Source organism: Flexivirga aerilata, assembly GCF_013002715.1.
GTDB classification, from domain to species: Bacteria; Actinomycetota; Actinomycetes; order Actinomycetales; family Dermatophilaceae; genus Flexivirga; species Flexivirga aerilata.
Map to the genome: position 1 here is coordinate 502,333 of NZ_JABENB010000002.1, position 16,981 is coordinate 519,313.

Genomic DNA, 16,981 nt, shown 5'->3' on the forward strand with positions numbered 1-16,981 from the left:
TGGCAGGCTCTGCCTAGAAGGCGGAAAGAATTCAGGAGTGTGACGTTGAAGGCAGATGCGTTGAGTCCTCGGCAGTTGTTCGACGGGAAGATGCACTACGAGATTCCGCCGTTTCAGCGACCGTACGTCTGGAACGAAGAGGACCAGTGGGCGCCGCTGTGGGCTGACGTGATTCGCGTGGCTGAGAGCTATGTCGTTGCTGACGGCGCAGCTCCGATGGTCCCGCATCACTTCCTCGGAGCAGTCGTCTACGAGTCGAAGCCGCCCGTCGTTGGGGACGTTACTCGTCACCTCGTTATCGACGGCCAGCAGCGCACCACCACCCTCCAGCTCATGATCGACGCAGTTCAGGCGGTCGTCGAGGAGCGCGGGCATGAGTTGCTCGCCGAGGACCTTGAGGAACTCATTCTCAATCGATCCTCCGCCTTCCGTGGCAAGCCGGAGCGGTTCAAGCTGTGGCCCTCGAAGCACGACCGCAAGGCGTTCGCGCAGGCGATGGATCCGAAGGACGACTGGAGCGGCGAACACCGCATCTTGTCGGCACACAAGTTCTTTAGCGACGAGGCTCGCGCCTGGCTGACCGGAACGCCCGATGAAGACGGCAAGGTGTCGCCGGGCACGGAAGAACGGCGCGCTTCAGCTTTGTCGGCAACGCTTCGTGATGGTCTCTATATCGTTGCCATCAACCTGACGGGTCACGACGACTCCCAGCTGATCTTCGAGACCCTCAACGACCGGGGCACCCCGCTGCTGAAGGCTGATCTCATCAAGAACTGGGTCTTCCAACAGGGAGAGAAGGCGGGCGCGGATGTCGACGAATGGTCGGAGACGCATTGGGTCGACTTCGACGATGAGTGGTGGCGAGCCGAGATCGTGCAGGGTCGTCACCAGCGCTCGCGCATCGACATCTTCGTGCAGTACTGGCTGACCATGCGTCTGAGCGACGAGGTCAAGACCGAGCATGTATTCCGGATCTTCACCGAGCACGCCGCGCCATACATGAAGAGCGGCGACTCCGCCGATCAGCTCCTCAGCGAGTTCCGTAAGGATGCGGATACCTACCGCGCACTTGCGAATCTCTCCGAGCAGAGTGCCCAGGGTTCGTTCTACAGTCGCGTCATCGAAACGATGGGGCTCGCAGCAACCAGCCCGCTGCTGCTTTGGCTGCTTTCCGACAACCATCAGGTTCCCGAAGACCAGGTCGTAACCGCGCTGGGAGCCCTGGAGAGCTGGGTGATTCGACGAACGCTTCTTCGGATGACCATGAAGGACGTTAACAAGACGATGGTCTCGATCCTCAAGCTGCTGGATAGGACCCCAGTTGACATCGCTGGCGAGACGGTCCGGAACTTCCTCGCGGCTCAGCGGGCCGACGTCGCTGAGGCTCTACGGCAACGTCGCTCAGTATCGGCTGCGTGTGATCCTGGCGGCCTTGGAGCGAAAGCTGCGGACGGACTTCCACGAGAACGTCACGCTGCCGGACAAGTTGGAGATCGAGCACGTCATGCCGCAGGGCTGGCAGGCGCACTGGAATCCGGAGCCGCGCTTGTCGCCTGAGGAGGCCGCCGACAGGGATCGTCGGGTACATACCCTCGGGAACCTGACGCTTGTCGCGAAGAGCCTGAACGGCTCGTTGTCCAACCGGCCGTGGACCGACTCTGAGGCTTCGTCGATGAAGGTCGGCGGAGAGGCTGGGCGGGGCAAGCGCAGCCTGCTTGAGAAGTACAGCCTCCTCGTGCTCTCCAAGGACCTCATCCACGAACATCCGAGTGCATGGACGGACGCCGACATCGAAGCGCGCTCAGCCAAGTTGACCGACCATATCTGCGAGCTGTGGTCGGGACCGCCCACCGACGTCGAGCCGATCGAGGAGATCGAGGAAGTCCGTGGACCGGGCTCGACCACAACCCACTCGCACGTCGAGTAATAAGCGGACGAGCTGGCCGACTACGCCGCTAGCACGGCAGGAATGACCCTGGACTTCGTCGATTACGTCGCTCGACAGCGGACAGATCTCAGGAATCGCAGGCGCCCTGGCAGGCAAGACCTGGAGTACATATGAGCGCAGCAATCCGCCGATCGAGTTCGTGAAGGGTGGTGGCCGGTGGCACTACCGGATGCCGTAGCGTCAGCCGAGCGGTCCTGGGCGATTGAGACAAGAGCAAGGGCATCCTCCAAGTGGTGAGGCCCCCAGTGCGGAGAGGACGACGCCGCGTTGCTGGCAGGCGTCGGCGGGATCATGGCGCAGCTTGCGACGCAACAGGCCATGGAGGTAGCGCCAAGCGAATCGGGAGAAACCTTCGACCGAGCAAGGGCGACTACGGACCGGATCCTCAAAGCGAGTTGCTGAGCAAGTACGGTGCTCACCCTCCTCGCCCGCGTCTTGATGGACGCGGACGAGGAGGACGTCATCTGTGTTGGGAGTCCGTTCGGCGAGGGGAGTCGGACCTAGCGACCGGCACCGGAGACGCGTGGCTACGCTTCGTCGCAGCCTTCCGATCGGGGGAATCCCACGTGACCGAATGTGTGGCCGGCAGCATCGCGTCGCCCGCGTCCGACGCCATGGCGCGGGCAGCCATCGGCAAGCGCTGGACCGCGCGCTCGGTGCCGGACCTTGCGGGGCGACGGGTTGTGCTCACCGGTGCCACCCGCGGGTTGGGTCGCGCGACAGCGCTCGCACTGGCCAGCAAAGGCGCCTCTCTGGTGCTCCCCGTGAGGAGCCCGGCGGCAGGGTATGCCGTGGCGGAGGAGATCCGCCGGGAGCACGGGGTCGACGTCACGGTCGGTCACCTCGACCTGGCCGACCTCGCGACCGTCCGGTCGTTCGTCGACGAGTTGGACGGGCCGGTGGACGTCCTGATCAACAATGCCGGCCGGATGTGGGGTCCGCGCATGACGACCGTCGACGGTTTCGAGGCCCAGCTCGGCACCAACTACCTGGGCCACTTCGCGCTGACCGGACTCCTGCTGCCCACGCTCCTGGCCGGCCCTGCACCGAGAGTGGTCAGCCTGAGCAGCGTCTTCCACCGCTTCGGCAGGTTCGCCTTCGACGACATGCACTTCACTCGCGGCTACGCACAGAACGCCGCCTACGCACGCTCCAAACTTGCCACTCTCGTCTTCGCTCGCGAGCTGGCCCGGCGGGCTGCGGCAGCCGGCACAGCTCTGCGTAGTTATGCCGCGCATCCCGGCTACTCGGCGACCGACCTGCAGACCGACGGGGTCGAGGGCGTCACCCGCCTGACGATGAGACTCGGCAACGCCCTTCTTGCCACTTCCGCGGAGGAGGGCGCCTGGCCGACCGTCTGCGCCGCCACGCTACCGGAGCTACCCAACGGCACCTTCGTCGGCCCGAGCAAACTCGGCGGCTACCGCGGCACCCCCGGTGTCGCGGCATCGAGCCGGCTGTCCCGGGACGAGGCCGTCGCGTGCGAGCTATGGGAGTTCTCCGAGCGCGAGTCCGCCGTCCGGGTCCGTTTGCCTACGGGACCGCTCGGGTAGGCGGCGATCGTAAAGATTGACGCGAGCGAAGGAGCCGACGTGAAGGCACTGACCTGGCAGTCCCGGGAGAACGTCGAAGTCATCGACGTGCCGGACCCACGGATCGAGGAGCCGCACGACGCGATCGTCCGCGTCACCTCGACCGCAATCTGCGGGTCCGATTTGCACCTTTACAGCGTCCTCGGCCCGTTCCTCAGCAAAGGCGACGTGCTCGGGCACGAGACGATGGGCATCGTCGAGGAGGTCGGTGCCGCCGCGGGCGACCTGCGTCCCGGCGACCGAGTCGTCATACCGTTCAACATCTCGTGCGGCAACTGCTGGATGTGCAACCACGGCCTGCAGGCGCAGTGCGAGACGACCCAGGTGCGTTCGCAGGAGAAGGGCGCCGCGCTCTTCGGCTACACCAGCCTCTACGGCTCGGTGCCGGGTGGCCAAGCCGAATTCGTGCGCGTGCCCCAGGCGCAATACGGGCCGGTGAAGGTGCCGGAGAGCGGGCCAGACGAGCGCTGGCTCTACCTGTCCGACATCCTGCCGACTGCCTGGCAGGCCGCCCGTTATGCCGACGTCACCGACGGCGACACGGTGTTGGTCGTCGGACTCGGCCCGGTGGGGCAACTCGCCACCCGAGCCGCTCAACAGCAAGGCGCCGCAAGGGTTTTCGGCGCGGACCTCGTCGACGAGCGGTTGGCGATGGCGGATGCGCACGGGGTCGAGACGATCGACATACGCCGCGACAAGGATGTCGGCGATGTCGTCCGGCAACTGACCGGTGGCCGTGGAGCCGACCGGGTGATCGACGCCGTCGGCATGGAGGCACACGGCGACCCACTGGCCAAGACCGCGACCTCCGCAGTGACCCGTATGCCGCAGGCCATCGCCCGAAAAGCCATGGAGCGGGCCGGAATCGACCGGTTGAAGGCGCTCTACACCGCGCTCGACGCGGTGCGCCGCGGCGGCACCGTCTCCCTCAGCGGCGTCTACGGCGGCATGGTCGACCCGATGCCGCTGATGGATATGTTCGACAAGGGGATCACGCTGCGGATGGGTCAGGCGAACGTGCGCCGCTGGACCGACGAACTGCGCGACGTGCTCGGCCGCGACGAGGACGTCTTCGACGTCGAGGGCCTCGCGACCCACCACCTCCCGCTGGCCGATGCCGCCAAGGGGTACGACATGTTCCAGAAGAAGGAGGACGGCTGCATCAAGGTTGTGCTGCAGCCGTGAGTCGCTGTCAGCGGTAGCGGGCACCCCACTCGTCCATCGCGGCGACGATGTCGGCGAGGCTCCGCCCGAGGTCGGTGAGGCTGTATTCGACGCGCGGCGGCACCTCGGCATACACCGTCCGAGTGACGATGCCGTCCTCCTGTGAACGGACCGTGTTGTGGACCAGTGCGCATCCGGAAGCGACGTCGCTCACCGGCACCCTGCGACAAGACGCCGCACGCGTATGTCGAGTCGCTGCGCGTCGAGGCGGCCCGCAACCGACTGGAGACAACCGACGACACGCTCGACCGGATCGCGGGCGCCTGCGGTCTCGGCACGGTCGACACTCTGGTGCGGGCCTTCCGGCGGCGGCTCGACACCACTCCTACCGAGTATCGCCGACGGTTCCGCACTCAGCCGAGCACGCAGTCGCCGCAGACGGCTTCGCGGGTGCCCGCGGCGCGGTAGATCAGGCAGCAGCTGCGCCGCCGGAAGCGGGGGCCGCTGTGGAGGCCACCGCCGTCGACGCGCGGATCCGCGAGGACAGCATCGGCCTCGGCGGTCGCGGCCGGCACGAGGTCGGGCCTCGCCATGCCCATCAGCGTGACCGTGCTGTTGGCGGCCGAACCGACGTTGCCCCACAGGACCCGCTCGCTGACCGCGAAGCTGCCGGAAACGGCGGTGGTGAAAGTCTCGATGACACTGTCCTGCAACGGATCTCGCGGGTATGTGGCAGCCGCGAACGAGAACGCCAACGGTCCATCCGCGGTTTCCCGGCACCACACCTGGTCCGGTGACAGCACGACTCCAGGCCACCCCAGTGCCCGCGCGCCGATGTGCGCGGCAACCAGCTTCGCCACGATGCCCAGGTGCGCCGTCGAGGCCGCCACCCGCCGTTCGACGGGTGCGCCGCCGGGCTGACGCAGCAGCCGTTGGACGGTGTCCACTCGCTGCCTCAACCACGCGGGGGAGAGCAGTTGCGTCATACGACTCCACGACCCATCCGGGGCCGCGGACGCCTCGTGCAGGTCGAAGGCGAGGTAGTCGCCGAGTGCCGACGTCAGGCCGAAATCCGTTCAGTCGCAACGGCACCCGCCGCATCGGCGCCTACGCGGCGAAGCAGCAGGCGATCCATCAGCCCGCCGAAGACAAACGCGATCCCCGACCAGACGATGACCTGTTCGATGAGCGAATACCAGCGGAACTTCCACAAGACGTCCGGGTCGAAGCCAGGGAAGACGATCTGACCCGGTGCGTAGCTGAAGCCGTCCACCGTGACCGTCTTGTCGAACGTGTTGGTGATCGGTTGCGGCGTTTCCGTTGCCGCCCGGGCAAATCCGAGGTCGTGCGCGACGGCGACGTTTGCCGGCAGGTCGCCGACCGACGGAAAGAGCGCAAGGGCCACACCGAAGAGCGCCAGGAAACAAAGCCCGGCGAGCAGCACGGCCCGCAGTGCCCCGAGTCGCGGCGTCAGCTTGTATGCCGCGAAGACGGCCAGTCCCAGCAGGACGAGCGACACGAGCACCAGCGACAGGTAGAGCACGCCGCGGGTGCGGATGGTGAACTCGTGGCCGACGGCCGGTGGACTCGCCGGATACTTCACGAACGGCAGCAGGAAGATGCCGAGGAAACCGAAGCCGGCGATCTGCCAGGCGAGCGTGCGCGGCCGCACGTGCACCTTGCCGTGCAGCACCAGGAAGCCCACCGCGACCAACACACCCATCGCAACGGAGATGCCGACGACCCCCGTCGCCGCACCGAACGTCTCCTGAGTGGTGCGCGAAAACATCTCGTGCCCTTCGGTTTCCACCGACAGGCCCGCAGCTCGCCGCAGTGCGGCGATCATCTCGTCGCGGCTCGACTCGTAACTCACCGCCTGGTCGATCAGCGGTTCGGCGAAGATGCGCATGAAGACGAAGCCCAGGATGCCGGCAACGAGACCGGCGAGGGCTCCGCGCCCGATGACGCGGATTTCCATGACTGACGGCTCAGTGGCAGGGAAAGCCGAGGAAATGCCGCGAGTCGTGCATCCACTCATGGATGCCGGTCGACTTCCCGAACACCGACGTCATCCCCTGATCGACGCCGATGAAGTAGTAGACGACCAGCGCCGCGAAGACAGTGAACGCAAGCAGCGCGATCCGCCCTGCTTGACTGAGCGTGTAGGTCGAGACCTGGGTGGCCGGTCGCTGGCGCGACTCGACGGAAACGGTGCTCATGGGTCAACTCCTCCGGGATGATGCGTCCCGATCGTGGATCGTTGTCCGTCACAGCCGAGTGTCTGACTCATCCGCGGGGTGGGCGGACACACAGTGGCGCAACCGCGCCGGATTTTCACCGGCTTCCTCATGCTGTGACGCGGCGCCAGGCTACACCCTCCGCGACGCCCGCCGCGTAGTCTCTCGCGGGTGCGTGTGTTGCTGCTGGGCGGAACAGCCGAGGCGCGGGCCCTCGCCGAGATCCTGTATGCCGCGGGCCACGACCTGACGTCGTCGCTCGCCGGCCGGGTGACTGCCCCGCGCCTGCCGGTCGGGCAGGTGCGGATCGGTGGCTTCGGCGGTGTGACCGGGATGCGCGACTACCTGACGGAGCACCGGATTGAGGCAGTCGTCGACGCAACCCACCCCTTTGCCACCGGGATGCGGGAGAACGCCCGAAAAGCCTGTGCTGAGAGCGGGATTGCGCTCATCAGGCTGGCGCGCCCCGGATGGGCCGAACACCCTGACGCGCACACCTGGCACTGGGCCGACGACTACGACGCGGCACGCGAGATCGCCGAGCGATGGGGACAGCGGCCGTTCCTCACGACGGGGCGCCAGACGCTGCCGTTCTTCACGTCCGCCTGGGCCGGCCGGGAGGTGCTGCTGCGCGTCGTGGACCCCGACGTCGAGGTGCCGACCGCATGGCGGGTCGTGCACGATCGCGGGCCCTACGCCATACCCGGGGAAGTGGCGCTGATGCGGCAGCACCGGATCGACGTGCTGCTGACCAAGGACTCCGGCGGCAGTTACACCGCCGCCAAACTGGCTGCCGCGGCGCAGCTCGGGGTGCTGGTCGTCGTCGTGCGCCGCCCCGCGCAGGCGGCCGGTGTCACCACGGTCGACAGTCCCGAGGCGGCTGCCGCCGCGGTCGCACTCCTCCCTGGGTCGTAGGACACACCAGACCTGGGCACGATGTGGGTCACGTCGATCGTTCGTACCGTCGAAGGCACGCCATCCGATCCGTTCCAGGGGGACCGACCCGTGCTCGAAGCCGTCAACGACTTCATCCTGCAACTCGCCGGGCAGCCGTGGGTGTATGCCGTCATCGGCGCGCTCGGGGCGCTCGACGCCTTCATCCCGCCGCTGCCCAGTGAGTCGGCGATCGTCGCGCTGGCCGCGCTCGGGGAGGCGGGCGGAGTCAACCTGTGGCTGCTCGGCATCGTCGGCGCGGTCGGTGCACTGCTCGGCGACACGGCCGCCTACCTGATCGGCCGCCGCCTCGGCACCAATCGCTTTGCCTGGCAACGCAAACCGCGGGTGGCAAAGGCCCTGTCCTGGGCCGGCAGCGAGCTGGAGCGCCGAGGCGGCCTGCTGATCTTCACTGCGCGCTACATCCCGGTCGGGCGCATCGCGGTGATGATGACGGCGGGCGCCACGGGCATGCGGGCACGCCGGTTTCTGACCTACGCCGCGATCGGGTGCGCCGCCTGGTCGGGCTGGTCGGTGCTCGTCGGGGCGCTGGCCGGCCGGTTGCTCGGCGACAACCCGCTGCTGGCCGCGGGCGTCGGCATCGCGATCGCGCTCAGCATCGGCCTGCTCATCGACCAGGTCGCCGCAAGCTCACGGCGACCGAAACAGCAGCAGCCGCAACGGATATCTGTCGCAGCAGCCGGACGGCAGACCGAAGATCGGTGATCGCCGGAGGTCCTCCGTCGCCGAGCGTGCCGCGGTCCTCGGGTCCCGACGCGTAGACGTTCCGGCCGCCCAGACGCACCCCCAGGGCCGCCGCGAACGCACTCTCCACGACACCCGCGTTGGGGCTCGGGTGCGCCTTCGCGTCACGAGCCACCGTGTGCCGTATGACGGCAGCCTCGCCCGGCCGGACCGCCGCGACCAGCAGGGCCGTGAGCCGGGCCGGCAGCAGGTTGGCCGCGTCATCGAGGCGCGCGGCCGCCTTGCCGAAGCGCTCGAAGCGTGCGGTGCGGTGGCCCCACATCGCGTCGAGCGTGTTGATCGCCCGGTAGCCGATCAGGCCGGGCACCCCGACGACGCCGCCCCACACGAGCGGTGCGACGACGGCATCCGAGGAGTTCTCGGCCACGGATTCGGTTGCCGCCCGGACGATCTCGGGCTCTGTGAGCTCGTCGGTCACCCGGCCGACGAGATGGGTGACCTGCCGCCGCGCGGACGGGAGATCGCCCACGGCGAGCTGGTCTGCGACGAGCGTCGCCTCCCGGGCCAGGGTGTGGCCACCGAGCACCACGAAGGTGGCGCCCGCGGTCGCCATACAGCGCACCAGCGGTCCGCGACGCTCCAGCACCGCGCCGAGCGCGACGACCGGGAGCACGGCGACGGCCTCGGCGAGCAGACCGGCAGCGACCGAACCGTCGTTGAAACGCCGCTCCAGACGTGCTGCGGCGGACCCGAACAACGCCACCGGATGCCCCCTGCGCGGGTCGCCGAAGGCACGGTCGAGCGCGCAGCCGGCCAGCAAGCCGGTCGCCCGCGGCCAGTCGCTACGCATCACGCCGCCCGGCGCCAAGCGTGCCGGGCAGCGGCGCCGAACCCTTGACGGGCAGCACCTGTCCGCTCACACACAACAGCACCGCGTCGGCTGCGGCCGCGACCCGCTGGTTGAGCCGGCCCAGCTCGTCGGCGAAGATCCGGCCCGACCGGTGCTCGGACACCAGGCCCCAGCCCACCTCGTTGGTGACGACCACCAGATCCACCATCGACTGCTGCATCGCGTCGACCAATGCCGTTGCCCGCCGGCCATATTCGGCCTCCCACGCTCCGCGGGGGGCATCCCACGCCCCCAACCCGTCGAGCACTCCGGTCAGCCAGGTGCCGAGACAGTCGATGAGGGCGCCGGCGGGTGCGTCGGCGAGGGCGACCGGCACGTCGAGCGTGCCGACGCTGCTCCAGGCGGGCGGCCGTCGACGCTGGTGCTCGCGCACGCGCTCGGCCCAGTCGGCGTCGTCGCGGTCGGGGCCGGTCGCGACATAACGGATGGGGGCGGTCGGGTCGAAGAGTCGCTCGGCGAGTGCCGACTTGCCCGACCGCACCCCACCAGTGACCAGGACGAGCGTCATCGCACACCGGCCGACAGCACAAGCAGGGTCGCGGCCAGGGACACCTCGATCGCGGCACCGAAGACGTCACCGGTGACGCCACCGATGCGGTGAATCACCCTCTGCAGCAACAACAACACGGCCGTCACGGCGCACGCGGCGGCCACGGGACCGAGCCAGACGCGATCGGGCCCCGCGGACTGCCACCACCAGACCGCGGCGGACAGGATCGCGGCGTGGGCGAGCACCACACCCGCTGCCAGCACCGTCGGCACGGAGCCGGCGACGACCGCCCCCATCCCGTCGGACCTAGCCGCCGGGAGGCGGGCGTCGGCGGTGAGCGCCGTGGCGATCCGGGAGAAGCAGACCGCAGCGGCCGTGACGAGCCACCCGCGGGGTGTGCCGAGCACGGCGCCGAGAGCGGCGGACTGGACGATGAGCGCCAGGACGACCGCGGAGACTCCCATCGGTCCCACATCGCCGCTGCGCATGATCTCCAGTGCGCGCTCGCGCGTCCAGCCGCCGCCCAAACCGTCGACGGTGTCGGCCAATCCGTCCAGGTGCATCGCGCGAGAGCCGTAGGCAAGGACACCGATCATGATCGCGCCGGCGACGATGTCCGGCAGGTGCAGGTGGGCTGCCAGTGCGCCGGCGGCGGTGGCGAGGACGACGATCGGCAGCACTGCGACGGGTGTCAGCACCATGGCTGAGCGCGCGACCGACCGGTCGATCTGCGGGATCCGGCCGACCGGGATGATCGTCGTGGTGCCCGTCGCGAGCCGCAGACCAGCAGCAGCACTCACTGCGCGGTCTCCGGCAGGGCGTCGACAACGTCACCGATGACAGTGATCGCCGGCGCTCGGACTCCCTCTGACTGCACGGTTTTCGCGATCGCGTCGAGCCGGGCACGCACTGTGCGCTGGCCGTTGATCGCGGCATTCTCGATCGTGGCTGCCGGGGTGTCGGGCGACCGGCCGGCATCGATGAGAGCGCGAGCGACCGCGTCCAGGGTTGCCACGCCCATCAGGATCACCAGCGTGAGGCCACTGCGTGCGAGCGCTGCCCAGTCGACGTCGCTGCGCGGGTCGTCGGGCGCAACGTGGCCGGAGACGACGGTGAAGCCCTGGGTCAGGGAACGGTGGGTGAGCGGGATGCCGGCGAGTGCCGGCGCCGCGAGCGCACTGGACACGCCGGGGACGACACGCACGGCGATTCCCGCGTCGGCACACGCGATCCACTCCTCACCGCCGCGGCCGAAGACGAAGCTGTCACCGCCCTTGAGCCGCACGACGCGCCGGCCTGCGCGGGCGTGCTCGACGAGGAGCCGGTTGATCGTCTCCTGCGGGGTGCTCTCTCCCCGCGGGATCTTGCCGACGTGGATCACCTCGACATCGGGGCGCAGCCGGTCGAGCACGGCGACCGGGGCGAGCCGGTCGGTGAGCACGACGTCGGCGGTCTCGATGGCCCGCACGGCGTCGAGCGTGAGCAGTCCTTCGGCACCTGGTCCGCCGCCGACGAGGACGACCTCACCGCGCCGGCCGGCGGGTCGGGACGAGGGCTCATCGGCGACGCGGTCCCGCATGACGACGTCGTATGCCGCGAGCTGCTCGCCGTCGAGGGGGCCTTCCACGACGGTGACCAGTCCACGGTCGGCCAGATCGGCGACGGTGGGGTGCGGGGTGTCCAGCAGCACCGCGACCGTGGCTCCGGCGGCCACCAGCGCGTGCACCGACTCGGCGATCCGCAGGCCGGGGGAGTGCAGCAGGACCGTGCGGCCGGCGACCTTCAGCTCAGACATGGGCGGCCTCCTCGGCGGGTCGCAGGACGGACTGCAGGCTGGTGACGAGCGCGTCGGTGGTCACCAGGTCGCGCGCGGCGATCCGCACCCAGCTCGCGTCGAGACCCGGGAAGGTGTCGCAGCGGCGCACGGCAAATCCGTTGTCACGCAGGAGTTCTCGCACTCCTGCACCCGGACGGGCGAGGACGAACGGCGCGGCACCCGGGATGGCAAGCACACCGATGGCGTCCAGACGACGAGCCAGATGGTCACGCTGGACCAACTGCTGCGCGGCCGCCCGCCCGGCCTCCGCCCGCGCCGGGCCGGTGCAGACGGCGAGCACGGCCTCGGCGGCGAGAGTGCTGACCGGCCAGTGCTGCTGGGCCGCCCGCAGACGATCGACGACCAGCGGAGCAGCGATGACGTAACCGATGCGGAGACCGGCGAGCCCCCACGTCTTGGTCAGCGACCGGACGACGATCACGTCGTCGCGCTGTGTGCCCCGCAGGAACGACTCCCTCTCGCCCGGCACCGCGTCGAGGAACGCCTCATCGACGACGAGCAACCGGTCCGGACCGGTGAGTCGCTCCAGGGCTGCGCGCGGGTGGAGCACCCCGGTCGGGTTGGTCGGGTTGCCGACGACGATCAGGTCGGCAGTGGATTGCGTTGCACAGGAGAGGGTTTCGTCGGTGAGGGTGAAGTCGTCATCGGCACGGAGCATGATGCGTTCGACCGTGTGCCCGGCCCGACGTAGCGCAGCCTCCGGCTCGGTGAACTGCGGGTGCACCACGGCCGGCCGTGTGGTGAGGCCGGACCGGGCGATGAGTGTGAAGGCCTCGTCGGCGCCGGCGGTCAGCAGCACCCGGTGCTCGTCGACGCCGTGCCGCTGCGCGATCGCCCACCGGGCCGCGTGCACGTCCGGGTAAGCGGCCAGTTGCCCGACGCCCTCCCGCAGCCGCGCGGCGAGCCACGCCGGCGGGGTGGCGACCCGCACGTTCACCGCGAGATCGACCAGATCGTCGGCGACCTCCTCGTCGCCGTGATGATGCAGCGGATCGGCGACAGCAGGGTCGAGGGGCGCCGGCGGCTCGGCTGCCGCCATCGGGACGGGCACCTCGGTGCCGGCGAAATCCCTTGCGGCGTCAGCGAAACTCGTCGCGAGGTGGGCGTGGCCGGCCCAGGCCACATGCAGGTATGACGCGACGAGGCTCGCCCTGCCGACGCCGGCCGGGTCGGTCGCGAACCCGTCCGGCGCGGCGGGACTCCCGTCATACGAGAGGAGCCAGGCGGGGTCGGTGCCGGCGGACGGCGTGACTCGCGTGCGGTGGAACTCGTGGCCGGTGACGGTGGTGCCGGCCGGCCCGAGCACGCTGTCGGTGGCGAGCCGGGCGTCGCGATAGCCGAGCACCAGGCGGGGGTGCATCGCCCCTGTCGCCGCGAGGGCGCCGGTCATCGGCCGCCCGTCGAGTGTGTCGGCGAGATAGAGCAGCCCGGCACACTCGGCCACCGTCGGCATGCCGGCATCGACGGCGGCCCTGATCTGGCTGCGCAGGGACCGGTTGTGGGAGAGCGCTGCCGCGTGCACCTCGGGGAAGCCCCCGCCCAGGTAGAGGGCGCTGGTGCCGGCGGGCAGTGCCTGGTCGGTGACCGGGTCGAAGAACTCGACGCGGCACCCGGCGGCCCGGAGCAGCTCGGCCGTCTCCGGGTAGCGGAAGGTGAAGACGCGACCACCGGACACTGCGACGACCGGTGCGCCAGAGGTCGATCGAGCGGCTCCTGCGGATCCGACGGCGGTCGCGGGATCCCAAGCAGGACAGCCGAGTTCGGGCGCAGTGCCGGCCAGCGTGAGCACCAGGTCGAGATCGACGTGATCGGCCACCACACCGGCGACGGTGTGGAGTGCTGCGGCGGCACGGTCGTGTTCGTCGACCGGCACCAGACCGAGGTGCCGGGACGGCACGTGCAGACCCACGTCGCGCGGGATGACACCGACCACCGGTATGCCGGTGCGCTCGACCGCCCTGCGCGCCTCGTCGGCGTGCCGGCTCGATCCTGCCTTGTTGAGGATGACGCCGGCGACCTGCACACCCGGGTCGGCGGCGGCCAGCCCGGACACCAACGGACCGACGGTGTTGGCCAGGTGGGAGATGTCGACGACCAGGAGCACCGGCGTCCGGGTGTGGGCCGCGACCCAGCCGGACGACCCGAAGCCGTCGGTGCCGAGGCGTCCGTCGAACAGGCCCATCACACCTTCGACGACGGTGACGTCCGCGGGCGTGGGCACCTCGGCGGCTCGGCGCAGCAGGGGACCGATGAGACCCGGCGAGGTGAGCACCGCGTCGAGATTGCGACTCGGCCGCCCGGTGGCCAATGCGTGGTAGCCCGGGTCGATGTAGTCCGGTCCAACCTTCGCCGCGCCGACGGTCCGGCCCGTGGCGCGCAGCGCTGCCATGAGGCCGACGGAGATGGTCGTCTTGCCCTGGCCGGATGCCGGGGCGGCCACGAGAAGCCTTGGTACGTCTACCATTCGATGCCCCGCTGGCCCTTCTGCCCCTTGTCGAAGGGGTGCGCGGTCTTGACCATCTCGGTCGACAGGTCGGCGATCGCCAGCAGGTCCGGATGAGGATCGCGGCCGGTGATCACCACGTGCTGGTAACCCGGGCGGTCGCGCAGCGTGTCCACCACCTCGGCCGTGTCGACCCAACCCCACTTGAGGACGTAGCTGAACTCGTCGAGCACGTAGAGGGTGTGGCGTTCATCCGCGAGCCGGCGCTTGATCTCCGTCCAGCCCTCCCGGGCATCGGCGGCGTGGTCGTCCTCGCTGCCCTGCTTGCGCGACCAGGACCAGCCGGAACCCATCTTGTGCCACTCGACCGGGCCGCCCTCGCCGGTCTCGGCGTGCAACCGGCCCAGCGCTTCCAGCGCAGTCTGCTCGCCGACGCGCCACTTGGCCGACTTCACGAACTGGAAGACACCGATGTCCCATCCCTGGTTCCAGCCGCGCAGGGCGAGACCGAACGCCGCGGTCGACTTTCCTTTGCCCCCACCGTGATTGACGACCACGAGCGGCTGGTTACGACGCTGTCGTGTGGTCAGGCCGTCCTTCGGCGTGACTTCTGTGTTGCCGCGCACCATCAGGCGCTCCTGCCCAGTCGGGTGGTGGATGCGGCGACGTGGTCGACGAGGGTCTGGGCGGCGACGTCGCCGACCGGCACGTGGCGCGCATGCATGCGGGCTGCGAGCCGGGCCGCGAGAGCGAGCCTCATCCGGCCGGCTTCGCAGTCGAGCACCAAGGTTTCCCAACCGGTTTCGGGCCAGCGGTCGGCGATTGCGTTGGCGCGGTCCAGTGCGTCGGGGGTTGCCGTCGCGCGACCGTCGGTGACGAGCACGACCAGGGGCCGGCGGCGCGGGTCACGCAGCCGCGCCAGCCGCAGGGTGTGCGCGGTGAGCTCAAGACCCTCGGCGAGGGGAGTGCGGCCGCCGTGCGGGAGCTCTGCCAGCCGGGCCGCTGCCGCGTCCACCGAGCTCGTCGGCGGCAGCGTGAGCTCCGCGGTGCGTCCGCGAAAACTGATCAGGCTGACCTGGTCACGGCGCTGGTAGGCGTCGAGCAGCAGCGACAGGACCGCGGTCTTGACCTCGGTCATCCGCTTGTGTGCGGCCATCGAGCCGGACGCGTCGACCACGAAGAGCACCAGGTTGGCCTCGCGCCCCTCGCGGACCTGGCGACGGAGGTCGTCACGCACGATCCTGAGCCGGCGGGGGGACGCGGCCGAGCGCGCTTCGCGGAGCGCGGCGCTGCGGATCGTCGCCGGCAGGTGCACGGAGCCCCCGTCATACACCGCATGGGAGACGGTGCGGCCGGCGTCGGTGCGTGCCTTGCTGCGCCGCCCGAGGGCGCCTTCGCCCACGCCACGGACCTCGAAAGCCTTTGCCCGGTAGGGGGTTTCGGCGCCAGCGACGCCGATGGGTGCGACGCCTGCCGAGGGAGCGTCCGCAGTGTCGCCGGCGTCGGTGTCATGCGGCGCGTCGGCGGTCTCCTCGGGCGCACCCGGCTGCTGCGTCGGCGCAGGAGCGTCGGCGCCGGCCGGCGGGTTGTCCGCGGCATCGGGTGCGTTCGTCTGCTCGCCGCCGCCGGGGCCGTCGTCGGGCCCGTCCGGTCCGTCCGGTCCCTCGTGCGGGTCGTCCGGCAGGCCGGATTCGTCGAGCAACTGGTCGAGCAGGTCCTCGTCCATGCCGGGCGCGTCGAACGGGTTGCGCCGCCGGCGGTGGGGGAGGGCGAACATCGCCGCCGCGCGGATGTCTTCGCGCAGCACCTCGGCACCCCCGCGCCAGGCCGCATGGGCCAGCGCGGCACGGGCGGTCACGATGTCGGCGCGCATCCCGTCGACGTCGAATCCCGCACAGACGCGGGCGATCGCGGCCATCGCCCGGTCACTGAGCTCGACCTCGGGCAGGCGCTTGCGGGCGGCGGCGAGGCGTGCGGACAGGTCCGCTTGCGCGTCGGCATACCGGGTGGTGAACGACTCGGGGTCGCTGTCGAAGGCGAGCCTGCGCCGCACCACCTCTGCGCGCTCCTGCGGGTCGCGGCTGGCGGCCACCTCGACGGTCAGCCCGAAACGGTCGAGCAACTGCGGGCGCAGCTCGCCCTCCTCGGGGTTCATCGTGCCGATGAGCTCCATGCGTGCTGCGTGGCTGACCGAAACCCCGTCGCGTTCAACGGTATTGCGCCCCATGGCCGCGGCGTCGAGCAACACGTCGACGAGATGGTCGGGCAGCAGGTTGACCTCGTCGACGTAGAGGATGCCGCGGTTGGCGGCGGCGAGCAGACCGGGCTCGAATGCCGCGTGCCCCTCCGAGAGTGCGGCGGACAGATCCAGCGACCCGGTCACGCGGTCCTCACCGGCACCGACGGGCAACTCGACGAGATGCGGCCGGCGCCGCACGGTGGTCTGTTCGTGACGGGCGGTGTCGGGGCACTCCGGGTCGGGCGCGCCCGGGTCGCAGCCGAAGCGACATCCGGCGATGACGTCCTGCTCGGGCAGCACCGCGGCGAGTGCCCGCACGAGCGTCGACTTGGCGGTGCCCTTCTCGCCACGCACGAGCACGCCGCCGATCTCCGGCGCGACACTGGTCAGCACGAGTGCCAGCGACATGTCGTCGGCGCCGACGACGGCGGTGAAGGGGAAGGTGGACACAGCGAAACCTCCTCGGTGAGTGCCTCGCTCACC

At 69.8% G+C, this 16,981-nt stretch carries 18 protein-coding genes and 1 riboswitch; of the genes, 7 read left to right on the plus strand and 11 right to left on the minus strand.

Annotated features, from left to right (window positions below; genetic code table 11):
* The first annotated feature begins 39 nt into the window (after window positions 1-39).
* The 4 genes from HJ588_RS14210 (at window position 40) to HJ588_RS14225 (ending at window position 4,725) form a co-directional block, all read left to right on the plus strand.
* Window positions 40-1,557, plus strand: a complete 1,518-nt coding sequence (locus HJ588_RS14210) for a GmrSD restriction endonuclease domain-containing protein (RefSeq protein WP_171156675.1) — start codon at window positions 40-42, stop codon at window positions 1,555-1,557.
* Window positions 1,445-1,927, plus strand: a complete 483-nt coding sequence (locus HJ588_RS14215) for an HNH endonuclease family protein (protein ID WP_246242641.1) — start codon at window positions 1,445-1,447, stop codon at window positions 1,925-1,927. Before HJ588_RS14210 ends, HJ588_RS14215 begins: the two co-directional genes overlap by 113 nt.
* A 587-nt stretch (window positions 1,928-2,514) precedes the next feature.
* Window positions 2,515-3,501 carry an oxidoreductase gene (locus HJ588_RS14220; protein WP_212755949.1) on the plus strand — a complete coding sequence of 329 codons (987 nt, stop codon included), beginning with the start codon at window positions 2,515-2,517 and terminating at the stop codon, window positions 3,499-3,501.
* A 39-nt stretch (window positions 3,502-3,540) separates the two neighbouring features.
* Window positions 3,541-4,725, plus strand: coding sequence for an alcohol dehydrogenase catalytic domain-containing protein (locus HJ588_RS14225; protein WP_171156678.1), 1,185 nt, complete (start codon window positions 3,541-3,543; stop codon window positions 4,723-4,725).
* A gap of 7 nt (window positions 4,726-4,732) precedes the next feature.
* Here HJ588_RS14225 and HJ588_RS19815 read toward each other — a convergent pair whose 3' ends face one another.
* Complete coding sequence (locus HJ588_RS19815) at window positions 4,733-4,918, minus strand: winged helix-turn-helix transcriptional regulator (RefSeq protein WP_343036735.1); 186 nt, start codon at window positions 4,916-4,918, stop codon at window positions 4,733-4,735.
* Here HJ588_RS19815 and HJ588_RS14235 point away from each other — a divergent pair.
* Window positions 4,891-5,172: a helix-turn-helix domain-containing protein gene (locus HJ588_RS14235; protein ID WP_343036736.1), complete on the plus strand. Its 282-nt coding sequence runs from the start codon at window positions 4,891-4,893 to the stop codon at window positions 5,170-5,172. The two genes, HJ588_RS19815 and HJ588_RS14235, sit on opposite strands and share 28 nt — an antisense overlap.
* Here the strand turns inward: HJ588_RS14235 and HJ588_RS14240 are convergent.
* From HJ588_RS14240 to HJ588_RS14250, 3 genes are all read right to left on the minus strand, one after another.
* A complete protein-coding gene (locus HJ588_RS14240; RefSeq protein WP_171156682.1) occupies window positions 5,118-5,690 on the minus strand; it encodes a (2Fe-2S)-binding protein in 573 nt (190 codons plus the stop codon). The genes HJ588_RS14235 and HJ588_RS14240 overlap by 55 nt on opposite strands.
* A 74-nt stretch (window positions 5,691-5,764) precedes the next feature.
* Window positions 5,765-6,682 carry a CbtA family protein gene (locus HJ588_RS14245; protein ID WP_171156684.1) on the minus strand — a complete coding sequence of 306 codons (918 nt, stop codon included), beginning with the start codon at window positions 6,680-6,682 and terminating at the stop codon, window positions 5,765-5,767.
* 10 nt (window positions 6,683-6,692) lie between these two features.
* Complete coding sequence (locus HJ588_RS14250; protein ID WP_171156686.1) at window positions 6,693-6,923, minus strand: CbtB domain-containing protein; 231 nt, start codon at window positions 6,921-6,923, stop codon at window positions 6,693-6,695.
* A 36-nt stretch (window positions 6,924-6,959) separates the two neighbouring features.
* Window positions 6,960-7,092, minus strand: a riboswitch (cobalamin riboswitch).
* A gap of 20 nt (window positions 7,093-7,112) precedes the next feature.
* Here HJ588_RS14250 and HJ588_RS14255 point away from each other — a divergent pair.
* Together HJ588_RS14255 and HJ588_RS14260 are read left to right on the plus strand one after the other, a co-directional pair.
* A complete protein-coding gene (locus tag HJ588_RS14255) occupies window positions 7,113-7,856 on the plus strand; it encodes a cobalt-precorrin-6A reductase (protein ID WP_171156688.1) in 744 nt (247 codons plus the stop codon).
* 90 nt (window positions 7,857-7,946) lie between these two features.
* Window positions 7,947-8,600 (plus strand): DedA family protein, encoded by a 654-nt coding sequence (locus HJ588_RS14260; protein ID WP_343036737.1) that lies wholly within the window; start codon window positions 7,947-7,949, stop codon window positions 8,598-8,600.
* Here the strand turns inward: HJ588_RS14260 and cbiB are convergent.
* The 7 genes from cbiB to HJ588_RS14295 are packed head-to-tail and all read right to left on the minus strand — an operon-like array spanning window position 8,503 to window position 16,948.
* Window positions 8,503-9,429, minus strand: coding sequence for an adenosylcobinamide-phosphate synthase CbiB (gene cbiB, locus HJ588_RS14265; protein WP_171156693.1), 927 nt, complete (start codon window positions 9,427-9,429; stop codon window positions 8,503-8,505). The genes HJ588_RS14260 and cbiB overlap by 98 nt on opposite strands.
* Window positions 9,422-9,997, minus strand: coding sequence for a bifunctional adenosylcobinamide kinase/adenosylcobinamide-phosphate guanylyltransferase (locus tag HJ588_RS14270; RefSeq protein ID WP_171156695.1), 576 nt, complete (start codon window positions 9,995-9,997; stop codon window positions 9,422-9,424). Before HJ588_RS14270 ends, cbiB begins: the two co-directional genes overlap by 8 nt.
* Window positions 9,994-10,779, minus strand: coding sequence for an adenosylcobinamide-GDP ribazoletransferase (locus HJ588_RS14275; protein ID WP_171156697.1), 786 nt, complete (start codon window positions 10,777-10,779; stop codon window positions 9,994-9,996). The genes HJ588_RS14270 and HJ588_RS14275 overlap by 4 nt, the downstream gene beginning before the upstream one ends.
* Complete coding sequence (gene cobA, locus HJ588_RS14280; RefSeq protein WP_171156699.1) at window positions 10,776-11,774, minus strand: uroporphyrinogen-III C-methyltransferase; 999 nt, start codon at window positions 11,772-11,774, stop codon at window positions 10,776-10,778. The genes HJ588_RS14275 and cobA overlap by 4 nt, the downstream gene beginning before the upstream one ends.
* Complete coding sequence (cobBC, locus tag HJ588_RS14285) at window positions 11,767-14,280, minus strand: bifunctional hydrogenobyrinic acid a,c-diamide synthase/histidinol phosphate aminotransferase CobBC (protein WP_171156702.1); 2,514 nt, start codon at window positions 14,278-14,280, stop codon at window positions 11,767-11,769. Before cobBC ends, cobA begins: the two co-directional genes overlap by 8 nt.
* A complete protein-coding gene (cobO, locus tag HJ588_RS14290) occupies window positions 14,274-14,888 on the minus strand; it encodes a cob(I)yrinic acid a,c-diamide adenosyltransferase (RefSeq protein ID WP_171156704.1) in 615 nt (204 codons plus the stop codon). Before cobO ends, cobBC begins: the two co-directional genes overlap by 7 nt.
* Window positions 14,888-16,948 carry a VWA domain-containing protein gene (locus HJ588_RS14295; protein ID WP_171156706.1) on the minus strand — a complete coding sequence of 687 codons (2,061 nt, stop codon included), beginning with the start codon at window positions 16,946-16,948 and terminating at the stop codon, window positions 14,888-14,890. Before HJ588_RS14295 ends, cobO begins: the two co-directional genes overlap by 1 nt.
* Window positions 16,949-16,981 lie beyond the last annotated feature (33 nt).